The 14357-nt window shown below is 55.1% G+C and carries 12 protein-coding genes; 2 read left to right on the top strand and 10 right to left on the bottom strand.

Features of this window, described 5'->3' with window-relative positions:
• Positions 1–4: 4 nt before the first annotated feature.
• From GOV85_RS06875 to GOV85_RS06850, 6 genes are all read right to left on the bottom strand, one after another.
• Positions 5–535, bottom strand: a complete 531-nt coding sequence (locus GOV85_RS06875; protein WP_171176356.1) for an ester cyclase — start codon at positions 533–535, stop codon at positions 5–7.
• A 132-nt stretch (positions 536–667) separates the two neighbouring features.
• On the bottom strand, positions 668–1690 hold the full coding sequence (locus GOV85_RS06870) for an ester cyclase (protein ID WP_171176354.1): 1023 nt from the start codon (positions 1688–1690) through the stop codon (positions 668–670).
• A 2-nt stretch (positions 1691–1692) separates the two neighbouring features.
• Positions 1693–2574 carry a carbohydrate ABC transporter permease gene (locus tag GOV85_RS06865; protein ID WP_170575797.1) on the bottom strand — a complete coding sequence of 294 codons (882 nt, stop codon included), beginning with the start codon at positions 2572–2574 and terminating at the stop codon, positions 1693–1695.
• 9 nt (positions 2575–2583) lie between these two features.
• On the bottom strand, positions 2584–3615 hold the full coding sequence (locus GOV85_RS06860; RefSeq protein ID WP_171176352.1) for a carbohydrate ABC transporter permease: 1032 nt from the start codon (positions 3613–3615) through the stop codon (positions 2584–2586).
• A gap of 67 nt (positions 3616–3682) precedes the next feature.
• The gene (locus GOV85_RS06855; RefSeq protein ID WP_171176350.1) at positions 3683–4936 is read right to left on the bottom strand and encodes an ABC transporter substrate-binding protein; all 1254 of its coding nucleotides are present in this window, start codon (positions 4934–4936) and stop codon (positions 3683–3685) included.
• Between the two features lie 95 nt (positions 4937–5031).
• Complete coding sequence (locus GOV85_RS06850) at positions 5032–6078, bottom strand: ABC transporter ATP-binding protein (RefSeq protein ID WP_171176341.1); 1047 nt, start codon at positions 6076–6078, stop codon at positions 5032–5034.
• 157 nt (positions 6079–6235) lie between these two features.
• Here GOV85_RS06850 and GOV85_RS06845 point away from each other — a divergent pair, with 157 nt between their 5' ends.
• Positions 6236–7237, top strand: coding sequence for an ester cyclase (locus GOV85_RS06845; protein ID WP_171176339.1), 1002 nt, complete (start codon positions 6236–6238; stop codon positions 7235–7237).
• Positions 7234–8145: an amidohydrolase gene (locus GOV85_RS06840; protein ID WP_171176337.1), complete on the top strand. Its 912-nt coding sequence runs from the start codon at positions 7234–7236 to the stop codon at positions 8143–8145. Before GOV85_RS06845 ends, GOV85_RS06840 begins: the two co-directional genes overlap by 4 nt.
• Positions 8146–8251: 106 nt before the next feature.
• On the opposite strand, the gene GOV85_RS06835 is transcribed toward GOV85_RS06840, so the two are convergent.
• The 4 genes from GOV85_RS06835 to GOV85_RS06820 all read right to left on the bottom strand — a co-directional run bounded on the left by GOV85_RS06835 (position 8252) and on the right by GOV85_RS06820 (position 14231).
• Positions 8252–9603 (bottom strand): IS3 family transposase gene (locus GOV85_RS06835; RefSeq protein ID WP_171176335.1). Its coding sequence is split into 2 segments (ribosomal slippage): positions 8252–9267 and positions 9267–9603, totalling 1353 coding nucleotides; the frame shifts between segments, so codons are not numbered across the junction.
• Between the two features lie 490 nt (positions 9604–10093).
• Positions 10094–12037, bottom strand: coding sequence for a DUF3604 domain-containing protein (locus GOV85_RS06830; protein ID WP_245223164.1), 1944 nt, complete (start codon positions 12035–12037; stop codon positions 10094–10096).
• 308 nt (positions 12038–12345) lie between these two features.
• Positions 12346–12990 (bottom strand): class II aldolase/adducin family protein, encoded by a 645-nt coding sequence (locus GOV85_RS06825; RefSeq protein ID WP_171176333.1) that lies wholly within the window; start codon positions 12988–12990, stop codon positions 12346–12348.
• Between the two features lie 119 nt (positions 12991–13109).
• The gene (locus tag GOV85_RS06820) at positions 13110–14231 is read right to left on the bottom strand and encodes a GTP-binding protein (RefSeq protein WP_171176331.1); all 1122 of its coding nucleotides are present in this window, start codon (positions 14229–14231) and stop codon (positions 13110–13112) included.
• Positions 14232–14357 lie beyond the last annotated feature (126 nt).

Here is a 14357-nt window from a genome sequence, read left to right as displayed (position 1 = left end):
ATCCTCAATTGTCGGGGCGGGGCGGAGTTTTCTCTCCCCGGTCAAATGTTTCCCAGCCTTCACCATTGAACAGATCAACGCCAAGCTGTGCGGCGACATGGGCAAAATCGACGTTCACCCAGTTGTCGACGATTTTGCCGTCAACGACTTTCCAGAAATCCATGTATCGGATTTCGACCCGCTTGCCGGTCGGGGCGATGCCCAGAAATTCGCCCGAATGCGTCGCCTCCTGTCGGCCGAAGGCCGCAGCCCATTCGCCCATGTAAAGCCGGGCCTCGTCGATGCAGGTCTTGTCTGAGAACGCCGCCTGAAACGGGCGTTGCCAGTTTTCCTGAAACTCTTTCAACCCGGTTTTGGTGCCGCAGCCCTGGTTGCCCAGCCAGCGGAACCCTTCCGAAAAGAACTCGCCTATATCGTCGATGCGGTGGTCGTTCAAACCATCGACCATCCCCTCGATCACGGCGCGGGTCTCGTCGGTTTTGCTCATGTCCGTGTCTTTGGTCAGCACGGCCTGTTCGGGGCGGGAGCCCTTCATGTGTCTCTTCCTTTTTAGGTGCGTGAGGAATCTTCTGATGTGAACCGCGCGGTTAGCGCGCCGACAAAAAATCCCTCGGCATCCGGTTGAGCGCTGGGTGACGCGCAACAAAACTATTTCTTGCAGCCGAGCTCATGCCGCTTCCTTCATATCGCTTAGGGCGGCCATACGGGCGAACACGTCCACACCCAGCTGTCGGTAAAGATCAATCATATCGACCATGACCCAACATTCTTGAACCAGATCATTCTCGATGCGCCAGAAATCTAGACTGCATCGCGTGACCCGACGACCCGTCGGGGCAAGCCCGAGGAACCCGTCTCCGGAGTGAGTGGCGGTGCCAGATGGCCAACCGGTGAAGGCCACCAGATTGCGGTCACCGAAAAACACCCCATCTTCTAAATGGCGCGTATTGTCTGACAGTCCCTGCCGAAAGCCTCTAAAGATTCTGTTCCGAATTCCTGCGTGACCGCGTGCTGTGCCCAACCCGGTTGGGCCAAACCAATAGGCATTGTCGCTCCAATACCCACCAAGACCACGACCCGGGGACGTCGCATCGCCTTGCTTCAGGTCATGCAGCATGTCCCAAACGAGGTGTACTGACGCATCAGTCATCGCCTTGTCATTTGGCGCAGTCACCACGCCCTGCCCATCCGCCGGTCCGGGGCACATCCATTCGACACCCAACTGTGGAGCCATGGGCCAAACGCCAGCCTGAAGCATAACTTGAGGAATGTCCCATAGACCTTCCATCTCGACGACTTGCCCGTCTTCGACGCGCAGATATTCGTGGTAGCGCATGAAAACAGGCTGGCCAGTCGCTGGGATACCCAGCCATTTCGCGTGCAACGTGCCAACAAAGTTACCGCCCAAGCCGACCCAGCTACCACCGGCGGAGCCACCCCAACGCGGGCCTGCCATGACAATGAAATCTCGGCGTTCCAGATCGGGCATAGCAACCAGAAGCGGGCGATAAACACGGCTCCACAGTTCCTGAGGGCCTGTTATTTCGTTGAACGGGTAGCCAAGTCGGATCCTCGCGTTAGGCGCGAAAATCCGCAGGATTTCCTGCTGCATCCTTTGCGGATCGCCGGCCCTAAACGCAGCCCGCAATGGCTGTAAGAGGACCTTGTTCTGATCGTGAATCGTCTCCATGATCAGCCCTTTACGGCTCCGGCGGTCAAACCGCTGACGATCTGGCGCTGGAAGAACAGGATCAGGACGAACAGCGGGGCAGTCGCCGAAACCACGGCGGCGACCGCATACATGACCTTGCCTTCAACCTGAGTGGTGCCCATGAAACTGTTGATCGCAGGTATGATGGTTTCATTCTCTTCGCTCAGCAGCATCACCGCGACGGTAAAGTCGTTATAGGCCAGCAGGAAACTGAACAGGCCAGTGGTGATCACGCCGGGCCACATGACCGGGACGATCACGTGCCGGAAGGCCTGGAACCGGGTGCAGCCATCGACCATGGCACTTTCGTCCATGTCTTTCGGGATGTTCTTGAAGAATGAATGCAGCATCCACAGCGTGAAAGGCTGATTGATTGCCACAAGCACAATGATGGTCGTTGGCAGAATGCCCCAGACGTTCCACTCGAAGAACCACAGCAGGTAACCAGAGACCAGCGTGATGTGCGGCATAGCGCGGAACACCAGCGCGGCCATAAGGATCCAGAATGCATAGCGAAAGCCGGAACGGGCCAACGCGTAACCGCCCAATGTTCCGAAGGTTAGCGAGATGACTACTGTGAAAAACACCACGATGCCGGTGTTCTTGAAGTTGAACCAGAAGTCTTCTTCAATCCACGCGCCATAGTAACCCGCACCGGTAAATGCGCTGCCGGTTTGCTCGATCGTGTTAGTGCCGCGCAGTGCATTCATCCAATCGGCCTTGGACAGGAAGTCAGCTTGCACCTTGAAGCTGCCCCAAAAGGTCCAGAAAAAGGGAAACGCAGCAATGATCAGCCAAAGGGCCACAAAGCCAAAAGAGAACAGCTTTAGCGGGGTCATGCGGGATTGTGCTTTGGTCGCCATGTCGTGTCCTCAGTGAGATTTACGGGTGAAGTCGCGCCAAGTGCGCACCAGTACCGGCATCATCAGAATGACAACGATGATGATGGTGATCAGCGAGGTCGCTCCAGCCGAGGCATAAAGCGGATTGCCACTTTCGCGCAGGTCGTTGAAGATAATCCAGCTCAGCGAGCGCGCATGGGCCTCGGCTTTGAAGCTGACGATGGGTTCAAAGACACGCAAGTTGTCCATGATCATCATAAGGGTCACAAACGAAACCAACGGCATCAGATGCGGCACGACCACATGGATCATGCTTTGCCATTTGCTGGCACCGTCGATCTGCGCGGCTTCCATCGTGTCTTCGGGCACGGTCTGAAGCCCGGCATAGAATGTAATGAAGCTGAACGGCAGGGTGTGCCAGACACCGTAAACCATCAACATGATCCACATCAGCGGCGTGGACGCCTTCAGGCTTAGGGTTGGATCATTGAAAAGCCGTTGAATTGTTGCTCCGATCACCCCGTCACCGTCGACCATCCAGAACAGGATCAAGGAACCAACCAGTGGGGTTACGAGGAATGGCAAAAGGGAAATGAAGATCGCAAGGCCCTTCAACGCGCGTGGCAGGTTGTTGACCCCAACCGCAATCGCCAGACCCAACACCAAGACCAGAGGCGTCACAATGAAGGTATAGGCCAGCGTGAAGGTCAGAGCGTTGTAAAATGGCAGGTTGTAAACCTTCGACCAGAACTCACCCAGGCTTTCTGAAGTTGCCCATGCCTCCCCAATGTCGGCGAGGGCCAGGTGTGACCTGTCGAAATACGTGCCCAGACCGTTGAAACGGCCCAGCGGTTGTTCTTCCCGCAGCTTCTCGGTCGCTTCGATATCGACTGTCGTTGTCGGGTTGCAACCAAACGGACCGCAACTTTCCGAGACGACCAGAACCTGTTCGTGTTCGACAAAAAGCGACTGGATAAACACCGACACGATCGGCAGCGCGATGAACAAAATCATCGCTGACAATGTCGGCAGAACAAACCAGAAGAAGGTGCGGTGTTTCATGACATGCGTCCCGATTCAAATTCGAGAAAGAGAGGGGGCCGCGACAGCCCCCTCAAGTCGGGGAGATTTACTGGAGGAAGCCAGCCTCTTTGGCGGACGTCCGGTAAGACGCCTCAACATCAGCGAGCGCCTGTTCAGCGGACTCGTCGCCCTTCAGGAAGTCAGACAATTCCTTGCCAAGCGCGGCATGCAGAATGCCGATCTGCGGGATCATCGGATACGGTTTGGCACCGCCCTGCGCCGTCGCCGAAACACCAGCAGCGGCTGGGCCAGGCTGATAGCCATTCAGCAGCCAGACGGCATCATCGTTGTTTGCCGCCACCATCTCCGGTGTCAGGGCGCTGACCAATGCCGCAAAGGTGGCTTCAGCTTCTTCGTCTGATACGTTGGACGCGATCGAGATTCCGTCCCACCACAGCGTTGCAGCCGGGATCGAACCACCGCCAACGGTCGGCGCCGCGGACAGAACCGTGTTCGACGTCACTTCTTCCGAGGAACCCTCGTCATCCAGGATCGGCGCACCGCGCGAGCCCCACATGACACCAAGTGCGGCCTGACCAGCTTCCCACAGGCCTTGGGTTTCGTTCGAGGCATGGGTCAGGTGGTCGGGATGCGCATATCCAGCAAGCGCCTTCATAACTTCAAGCGTAGCCAGACCTTTTTCGTTGTTGATCGCAGGCTCGGCAGTGCCCGGTTCAAAGAACTCTCCACCATGGCCAAGGTAGATCATGTTGAACACCTCGGCGAGGTTCCAGCCACCGTCACCGGCGCTCAGGTTCATCACGATCGGATGTTCCATGATACCGGCGGCACGGATCATCTCGGCGGCCTCAAGGACTTCCTCATAAGTCGCTGGAATACCCTCAAAGCCGGCCTGCTCGAGAATGTCGGTCCGCGAGAACAGATGCTGCGAGTTGGCCATAAAGGCCACAGCCATGACATTGCCATCGATGGTGATCAGCAAGTTCGGCGAGATGTTTTCGCCGTATTTTTCAACCAGATCATTCAGCGGACGCACAAGGCCGTCATTCATCAGCTGAGTCAGCGTCGAGTTGGCCAGAATAACCGATGTGTATTCAGACGGGTTCGGCGTCAGGGCCGCGTTCATGATCTGGCGCGCCTCGGTTGTGTGGTTTGTCGAAAACTCAGACGCGCCACCTGCGCAATTTTCCTCGGCGGTGCCTGCAACGGCGTGGATGGCCGGGAAGTCACTGGCCAGAATTCGGATGGATTGACCTTCGGGACCGCAGTTCGCCGCATACGCAGCCGAACCCATCAATCCGACGAAAGTGGTTACGGTAGCTAGCTTTCTCAGAAACATCTCATCTCCCTGTTTCTCTGAAGTGTCGTGCGCGCCCCTGTCGCGCACAAAGTTCGGGCCCCGGGGCTGATCCCCGGTGATTTGCGGGGCTACTTTCAGATCCGTTCGCCGGTTTGGCCGTCAAACAGATGACAGATTTCGACCGGCACCGAGATCGACACCATGTCGTCAATTTCAGCCCGGAAATTCTTGTCGGCCTTCACGGACACCAGCGCTCCACCAACGCGGACCGAGATCATCGTCGCGTCGCCCAGCAACTCCTGGGTATAGATCGGAGCATTGATTTGCCCCCGCCCGTCTTCGGCAAGCGTGGCGTCTTCCGCACGGAAGCCGAGCGTAAGAGGACCGTCAGGTGCGTTGATATTCGCGATTTCCACGTGGTCGGCTAGAAACGTGCCGTTGCGGACTTGGCCTTCCATCAGGTTCATGGCCGGGTTGCCGATAAAACTGGCCACAAAGGTATTGGCCGGGGTGTCGTAAATTTCGGTCGGGCTACCCACTTGCTGCACGACGCCTTGTTTCATGACAACCACGCGATCGGCAAGCGTCATCGCTTCGATCTGGTCGTGGGTGACGTAAATTGTGGTCACCGCCAATTCGTGGCTTAGGTTTTTGATCTGTGCCCGAGTGGACACGCGTAGCTTGGCATCAAGGTTGGACAGCGGTTCGTCCATTAGGAACACATTGGGTTCGCGAACAATGGCACGGGCAAGCGCAACACGCTGGCGCTGACCTCCCGACAATTCTGCTGGCTTGCGATGCAGGAAGTCGTCCAGTTCGACCATGGCGGATGCGCGACGCACTTTTTCGTCATGCGTAGACGGGTCGATGCCGCGGACTTTCAGCGGGAACCGGATATTTTCGTAGACGTTCATGTTCGGATACAGAGCGTACGACTGGAACACCATCGCGACGTCACGATCCTTGGGCTCCATATCATTGACCCGGGTACCGTCAATCAGAATGTCACCTTCACTGGCGTCCTCTAGGCCGGCGATCATGCGCATGGTCGTCGTTTTGCCACAGCCTGATGGGCCGAGAAGAACCAGAAACTCTTTGTCGGAAATCGTTAGATCGAAATTGTCGACCCCGACAAACGAACCCCAACGCTTGCCAACGTTGCGAAGTTGAATCTCGGCCATTGAGTCCCTCCCTGCGGGTCGTCATGCATACGTTTGCAAAAAGCATAGACAACAAAAGAAACATCTGGCAAGCTTTTTTTGCATGCGCATGCAAAAGCGGATTTGCCCCTCATAAACTGCTCTGATGCAACAGTTAAAGCACTGAAAGAAATTGATAATGTCTTACGATGCCGAAAAAACGATCGTTCTTGAGTACTACGAGGCGCTAGGCAACGCAGATGAATCGGATGTCACTGACACGATGTCTAACTACTGCGCGGAAGACTACCTGTGGCGCGGATTCCATCCGTTTGATGAACTGCACGGCTCTGAAGATGTGGCCCAGAAATTCTGGCACCCTCTGAAGCACAGCCTAAAGCACCTGCAACGTCGGATGGACGTGTTCATGGCCGGTAAAAACGAGATCGACGGGTTCAGCTCGATCTGGGTCGTGTCGATGGGTCACCTCATGGGCCTTTTTGACAATGAGTGGCTGGGTATCGCCCCAACAGGCAAGATGGCGTTTCTGCGCTACTGCGAATTCAACAAGGTAGATAATGGCAAAATCAGCGAGACGGCGATGTATTTCGACATCCCTCACCTCATGATGCAGGCCGGGCTTCAGCCCTTCCCGCCACAGACCGCAGCCCATCTTGTTCAACCCGGACCGATGACGCATGACGGGCTGATGTTTGGCCCGCAGCCCGCCGAAGAGGGCAAGAAAACGCTCGGCACGATTAATGCCATGATTTCCGATTTGGGCCAATGGAACAGCGGCCTGAGCCTTGTGGACGAATTGCACCAGACATGGTGCGAAGACATGATCTGGTGGGGTCCTGCCGGGATCGGTGCGACTTATACGATCGAGCGCTATGCAAAGCAGCACTCGGGCCCGTTCCGCGCATCCTTCACGGACCGCTCAAAGACCAAACATATCTGCCGCATGGCTGAGGGTCAATATGGTGGTTTTTTCGGCTGGCCGAATTTCACGGCGCGACCCACCGGCGGGTTCATGGGCATGCCCGCCACCGACAAGGCCGGTGAATTCCGAGTTATCGACATATATCGACGCGACGGTGACAAACTGGCCGAGAATTGGATTTTCATCGACCTGCTGCATTTCTGGAAACAACAGGGGGTCGATATTCTGGCCCGTATGGCGAAGGTACCACGGACATGATTGGCTGTGTCGACGCGCATCACCACCTATGGGACCTTGAGACAGTGCACTACCCTTGGCTGATGGCGCGCGGTGTGGATAGGTTCTTTGGCGACCCGACGCCAATCCAGCGGGACTACCTGCTAGATGAATTCCGGTCCGAGGCCGCACCCAGCAGTGTACGCGCTTCGGTCCATATTCAAGTTGGGGCCGAAAACGGTCTGGACGAAGCTCGGTGGGTCCAATCCGTTGCCGATGCCAATCCAGATTGGCCGATGGCGCAGGTTGTGTTTTGTGACCTGACCTCAACCGACCTGCCCGCCCAACTCGACAGGTTTCAGACCCTCCCGACTGTTCGCGGCGTGCGCCAGATCGTTGGCCGCGCACCCGGAGAGGACGCGCAGACAGGCACCAATACCCTACTCGACGACCCACGTTTTCTGATCGGCTTGCAGGAAGCAGGGCGGCGGGGTCTCAGCTTTGATCTGCAACTCATCCCTGAACTGATCGAAAAAACCGCTCGAATTCTAGCACGGGCGCCGAACACGCGGATCGCGCTGTGTCACGCAGGCTCACCGCATGATCGCAGCGCGGCAGGCCTGAACGACTGGGCTCAGAGACTGCATGCGCTGTCTGATCTGCCGCATGTCTCATGTAAATTGTCTGGCCTGGGCATGTTCGACCACAAATGGACCGCGGAAAGCGTACGCCCAATTGTGGATGAGTGCCTCGCCCAGTTCGGAGCGAATCGAGTCATGTTCGGTTCAAACTTCCCGGTCGACAAGCTCTACGGTGACTACGCCTCTCTGATGCAGGCTTACCACGATCTGGTGCCCGCTGAGGTGCACTCGGCAGTGTTCAGTCAGACCGCTGCGCGTTTCTATGATCTTGAGCTGCCAGAAATCTCTGAGCTTGCGACGGTAACTTGAACCGTCCCACGATCTTCTGTCGTTTTCGGCCCGAGTCTGTCATCAAATGATTTGGAACACGAGCGGTTGATTGGCTTTGGAGGCTCAGGCTCGCTGTAGTTTCAATTTACGCCGCGTTTTGATGATGCAGCAAGCGGCGTTTCTGGATTGTCTGGTGTTTGATTTCCTTTCTGCGTCTGAGGATAGTTTCGGCCCGACCGAAGTAGACATCGGCGGGTGTCAGATTGCTGATGCTCTCGTGGTATCGGTTGTGGTTGTAATGATCGATGAAGTCGCCGATGGCCTGTTCGAGCGCTCCGGGCAGATAGTAGTTTTCCAGCAGGATACGGTTCTTCAGGGTCTGGTGCCATCGTTCGATCTTGCCCTGTGTTTGCGGGTGGTTCGGGGCACCGCGAACGTGATCCATGCCCTGATCTTCAAGCCATCTCGCCAGATCACCAGAGATATAACTGCTTCCATTGTCGCTGAGCAGCCGGGGCTTGTGAACAACGGAAGCGCTGTCGCAACCTGATGTTGCCAAGGCGTCTTCCAACGTTTCCGTGACATCGTCAGCTTTCATCGTGGTGCACAGCCGCCAAGCAACAACATAGCGGCTGTAGTCATCGAGTATGGTTGAAAGATAAAACCAGCCCCAGCCAATGACCTTTAGATAGGTGAAGTCAGTCTGCCAAAGCTGGTTTGGCCGAACAGTCTTCTCATGGAATTCATCCGCCGCTTTAATGGTAATGTACGCTGGGCTGGTGATCAGATCCTGCGCCTTCAGAAGCCTGTAAACGCTGGCCTCGGAGACAAAGTAGCGCCTGGTGTCGGTGAACCGCACCGCAAGCTCGCGTGGTGATAACTCGGGCTCCTCCAGAGCCAACTCCACGATCTGCTTACGCACCTTGTCAGGGATGCGGTTCCAAACTCTGCCTGGCCGGGAATGGCGATCCTCAAGCCCGGCCTCGCCGAGAGACAGATACCTGTCGTACCAGCGGTAGAACGTCGTTCTGGGGATACCAAGCTTTTCCAGGGTGCGTTTGATCGGCAGGTGTGATCCGTCAACCAGCCGGATGATCTCAAGCTTCTCGGATGCAGGATATCTCATTCGTCGTCTCCCCCATCCTCGAACATGCTTTTTTTGAGTAGCCTGTTCTCAAGGGTCAGGTCGGCTACCACCTCTTTCAGCGCGGATGACACCGCCTTCAGATCCTTCACCTCGGAACTGGTGGCTTGGCGGGCCGTGTCCCCAGCCAACCGCTTTTTGCCTGCCTCAAGAAACTCTTTCGACCAGCTGTAATAAAGGCTCGTGGCTATTCCTTCTCGGCGGCACAGTTCGGCAATGCTGTCTTCACCACGAAGCCCGTCTAAAACAATGCGGATCTTCTCCTCTGCCGAATGTTGGCGCCGTGTCTTCCTGCGGATGTCTTTGACGACCCTCTCTGACGACGCTTTCTGTTTCCCGGATTTCATTCTCATCTCCACTCTCTGATGGTTACGATGAGCCTGAAATCCTCCGTTACGCAATCAACCTATTCTGTTCCATGAGTGCTGATGGCAGACAGTATGCACAACTCCACTGGTCACCGTAATCTCCTATCCCACACAGATTTCGCAATGACCACGATTCTAGGGACAGGCCGTCAGCGCAGCGTCAAACTGGCGTTAAAACGCCATTCGCTGACCCAAAGGGTTGAATTTTTGTTCAGCTAGATGTGAAAAGCCCTTTGCCTATGCCGCACTTTTCGTTGGGCATTCAGATAAATGAGGCCGATCATCACGGCCTTCTCGTCGACGTACTCGGCTGTCACACCGACCGTCATCCACGCGGGGCTTACCCTGGGACTTGAAAAAAGATTGAGAGTCGCGTCATTTGCGCGTCTCTCAACCAGAAAAGATCATACATGTGCACCGCTTGTTTTAGACGCGAAGACTCATGTGGTGCGGCGAAGAACAATGGGTCCTTAACCTAGTTCTCCGGAGTATACCAAATCGGGGAAGTATACGCTCGTTCCTGCGTAGACGTGGGAACGTCATTCGGAATCTCATCGCCAAACCGGACTGCCTCATAGACTGTCCATCTTGGCGTTGGGATTTCCAGAACCCGCGCGTAGTAGAAAGCCTTTTGTTCGGGATCAAATTCCGGGTCGGTCCAGACGATTATCAATTCCGGCGCTCCGATAGAGTTCGTGAACGTGCCTGTCTCAACGTCTACGGTGTTGCCAACAGATGGTAACTTACCAGCGTCGTCGATAACGCGGTCATCAGACCAAACGACGTTAAACACTTGCTCCTGCGTCTCGCCGTCAGCCGTTAGCCAGCCCTTGACGATCTGAATTCTATCAAGATTGCCAGAATATGGATCCTTGAGGGCAGCGACGAGAAAGGACGGCGCAGAGGCATCGTCTGGCGCTGCTTGCAGATCTCCTCCCATTGGCACGCCTTTTTCATAGCCAATTTTCGCGGGAAGCCGGGATTGAGCATCAGACGCGTCGAAGTCCCATCCGCCAAAGAAACGTACGGTAATACGGCTGCCGGTTGTGCCGTATACTTCCTTGCGCTCCATTGCGTCAAAAATAGAATCCCGCGTGTTCTCCTGGGCCCAAACAGCTGCATAACCCGACGCCGCCATCTGCCAGCCTAAAATTCGCGTCGCTTCAAATTCGCCGACCACATGTTGCCAGCGGCCCGGTTCCGGCTCTACCCCCGAGTGTTTGCCGAAAAAGTTGTCTTCCTGCGCCGTGGCCAATGCAGTGTGGCTATCAGTCGATCCAACGACACCAAATTTGTAAGGGTTTGTCCCAAGCTGCTGTTCCAGTTTCAAACCATTCTTGAACGCTTCTCGCGCATATTCATACTGCAACATCCAGTCTTCCTTTGGCACAGGGCCAAGGTTCGCGACGTCCCAGGTTTCGTAATCTGCAAACTCATCGTTGGGGCTCAGAAACGGATGGGCTTCACCGTCACCCTTTATCTGTGTGATCTCATAGAGAGGCTCCCATTTGGCACGCCGTTCCGCATAATCTCCTGTCAGCGGTTCCCCGGTGTCTGGATTTGTCTCGACCGGAAACATCAGACCGTTCGAGACATTCCCATTGTGCGCCAGCGCCAATACACGGCCGCCGGTCTCTTCTTCGTACCGCTCCATCCAATCCCACAGGTCTTCCGGATTGAAGGTTTCTGCTGTGGTGAACGGCAGCATTTGGCGGGCTCGAATTGCATCGTCGCGATAGATGACATTGCGGTGGAGGTTGTTACCGCCCTCGGTCGACGTCCATTCATACCCGATAAAGGCTGTGAAAGAGCCGGGATCATCAAACGCGTCAGCGGTTTTGGTAAAGTCATCCCAAACCGATTGCACAAAACGGCGGTCCGCTATTGCTTCTGGCAATGCACCACCGGATATGCCCGCAAAAGTCTCGATAACTTCCATGGTTGCACCCAAAGCGACGTCGCCGCCCTGATTCAACCGGTCATTCCAATCACGCAAAGTCGGATCACGCATGAGTGTGGCGTTACCAGCCACGATTTCATTCATCGCACCCATGGCGTCGGAATGGTCAGAGACCACGAGCCAATCAAGCGGACGGGATAATTTCGCCTGCAACCCGTGCGATGTTGTCACTTCTTCGCCGCGGGCAAAACGAAACGCGTCGGCAGGCGACAACAACACCCCAAAGGCACGCGCATCCAGCGAAAGTGAGGTGTGCAGATGTGTGTCACCCCAAAGCGGTCGGGTCGGGAAATCCCGCCCGGCATAAGGTGAAAATGTATCCGCTGCCTGCGCGCGCATGTCGGATTTCGAAATCGTCATCTCACCAACTTGTCCACCTTCTACGGCGTCCTGCGCGAGAATGGATGTTGCGGACATGAAGAAGCTAAAAACTGTGGTCGTGCTATACAGGATTCTCATAACGATATTCCTATCTTTGCAAATGATACCTGATGCGACCATTTTGAAACCGCTGCTGTCAAGTTAGTATCGTGTGCGCAACTCGGGCGCACGCTATCAGTGTGTGCGATCCTACTCGCGGGGTCTTCCAAGCTCGCTATGGTGTTTCAAACCGTGATCTTAAGGAAATCATGGATGGTGTTATATTTTGACTGAATCGCTGGGTGACAAGATATTCAGGCACAATCGCTGAGGCAGGGCATGCCACCTTTGGCCCGCAGGCCCGGATAAATTGCAAGTCGCTACCGCGCCGAACGACTGAGATTGTCTCAGTCAGAAGACTGCCCATAGCTTTGACTGTTCATCTTCTCAATCACAGCCGCCATTTCCTTGTCTGACAGAACAGGCGGTTCCCCCAAAGCCAATGCGTTAATGTAGATTTGCGAAAGTGTCTCGACCTCTGTGGCAAGCCACAAAGCAGCGCTCAGGCTTTTGCCGATTGCGATTTGCCCGTGTTGCCCAAGCAGACAGGCACGACGCCCCTCTAACGCGGTCAGAGCTTTGTCCGATAACTCTTGCGTTCCGAAGGTGGCATAGCCCGCACATTTGATATCGGTGCCTCCGGCAACTGCAGTCATATAGTGAAAACTTGGAATACTTCTGTGATGGCAAGCCAGCGCCGTCGCGTGGACAGAGTGGCAATGCACCACGGCATTTGCATCGGTTCGTGCCTCAAGAATGTCCCGATGAAAGCGCCATTCAGACGACGGCCTGGGACCCTGATAAGATCCGTCAAAAGCCATGTCCACGATGTCTTCCGGTGTCATCGTGTCATAAGGCATACCCGAAGGTGTAATCAGAAAACCGTCCCCCGCGCGTACAGACACGTTGCCAGACGTGCCCTGATTTATTCCGCTCGCGTTCATGGCGCGGCAGGTTGTGATCAGAGCCGTGCGCAGTTCAAGGTTTTCCACGTAAAAACTCCCGATGAATTTACCCAGCCACGTTTCCAGAGCAAATCCAACATTTTTTGGTACAAGATGGCAATCGTCTTTCCTGTATGAGCTTATAGCTTGATGCCGGTCATTATCTGTCACCTGCACTTCGTCAAAGACTTAGCATCTGCAGGCCGTGCATTACGCAACAAATCAAGGCTTCGCTGGATTTCAGGCCGGTTTAGGTTTCGGCCTATCAAAACGATGCGGGTACGCCGGTCTTTGCCGGTCCAATTCTTCAACGGGACCGGCGGGTCAAATACGTGCTGGACGCCATGGAAAGCAAACGGCGATTCAATTCCCTCGAGAAACAAAATACCTTTCACACGCAGGATATCCCGGCCCTTGTAGGCAATCAAAGTGTCGAACCACTTATCAAAGACTGCATCATGCAACGCCTCGTCCAGAACAATCGAAACAGACGAGATATCTGTATCATGGCGTCGAAACTCGGAAGTGGTCCCAGGTTTTGTGTTTGAGGTTGACATGAGCCCTGAAAGGTTGCCCAGAGGATCATTTGCAACCTTGGGCGTCGTCCAGGAAATAGCATCCTGTTGACGGGCGTTTTCGCGCATGCTCGTCAGGTTCCGCAAGCTTTTCGGGCCAAAATCATGATCAGATGGGCGAACAATGTCGGCTGTTGGATTGAGACCGCGCAGCCGTTCGGTCACAGCTTTATTAGATGCTTCAGATACTAGGTCCGTTTTGGTTAGGACGATCAGATCGGCCACCGCGACCTGCGAAACGGCCTCGAACTGGGCATCCAATGTTGCAGGCCCATTCACCGCGTCCACCACCGTCACGACGCCATCCATTCGCGTATTTCGCGCGAGAAAAGGATCGACAAGCAGCGTCTGAAGGATTGGCCCCGGATCTGCGAGACCAGTGGTCTCGATCACAATGCGGCCAAAGTTGAGCATGCCTTCGTCGCGCCGTGCGAGCAACTTGACAAAGGTGTCCGAAAGGTCTCCGCGGATTGAACAACACAAACAACCTGACGACATCAGCATCACATCGCCGTCCACCTTTTCAATCAGGTCATGGTCCAGACCCACTTCGCCGAACTCGTTCACAATGACGGCAGTTGGCTCAGAAGTTGGAACGGCCAGCAATTGGTTCAGCAAGGTGGTCTTACCCGCCCCCAGAAATCCGGTTAGCAGCGTTACAGGTATGCTCGGGTCATCAACCTTTTCTGACCGGTTTTTTGAGGCATGGGCCATGAACATCACAAGCTCAGTTTTGAAATAACATTACATCAGTATGGTGAATCAATTGGGCTGTCCAGTTAAGCTGCGCCGTTACATTCCTTCTGCCATATGTTCACCACCCGACCAGTTACAAAACAA

It is taken from the genome of Ruegeria sp. HKCCA4633 (assembly GCF_013034605.1).
Lineage (GTDB): Bacteria > Pseudomonadota > Alphaproteobacteria > Rhodobacterales > Rhodobacteraceae > Ruegeria.
This window is presented reverse-complemented; position numbering and strand designations above follow the sequence as displayed.

What these genes read in the sequence shown, in the direction of transcription:
- GOV85_RS06850 (WP_171176341.1), bottom strand. Translation starts at nt 6,078, where the DNA reads ATGGCCGAGATTCAACTTCGCAACGTTGGCAAGCGTTGGGGTTCGTTT.
- GOV85_RS06870 (WP_171176354.1), bottom strand. Translation starts at nt 1,690, where the DNA reads ATGGAGACGATTCACGATCAGAACAAGGTCCTCTTACAGCCATTGCGG.
- GOV85_RS06820 (WP_171176331.1), bottom strand. Translation starts at nt 14,231, where the DNA reads ATGGCCCATGCCTCAAAAAACCGGTCAGAAAAGGTTGATGACCCGAGC.
- GOV85_RS06875 (WP_171176356.1), bottom strand. Translation starts at nt 535, where the DNA reads ATGAAGGGCTCCCGCCCCGAACAGGCCGTGCTGACCAAAGACACGGAC.
- GOV85_RS06860 (WP_171176352.1), bottom strand. Translation starts at nt 3,615, where the DNA reads ATGAAACACCGCACCTTCTTCTGGTTTGTTCTGCCGACATTGTCAGCG.
- GOV85_RS06830 (WP_245223164.1), bottom strand. Translation starts at nt 12,037, where the DNA reads ATGAGAATCCTGTATAGCACGACCACAGTTTTTAGCTTCTTCATGTCC.
- GOV85_RS06845 (WP_171176339.1), top strand. Translation starts at nt 6,236, where the DNA reads ATGTCTTACGATGCCGAAAAAACGATCGTTCTTGAGTACTACGAGGCG.
- GOV85_RS06840 (WP_171176337.1), top strand. Translation starts at nt 7,234, where the DNA reads ATGATTGGCTGTGTCGACGCGCATCACCACCTATGGGACCTTGAGACA.
- GOV85_RS06855 (WP_171176350.1), bottom strand. Translation starts at nt 4,936, where the DNA reads ATGTTTCTGAGAAAGCTAGCTACCGTAACCACTTTCGTCGGATTGATG.
- GOV85_RS06865 (WP_170575797.1), bottom strand. Translation starts at nt 2,574, where the DNA reads ATGGCGACCAAAGCACAATCCCGCATGACCCCGCTAAAGCTGTTCTCT.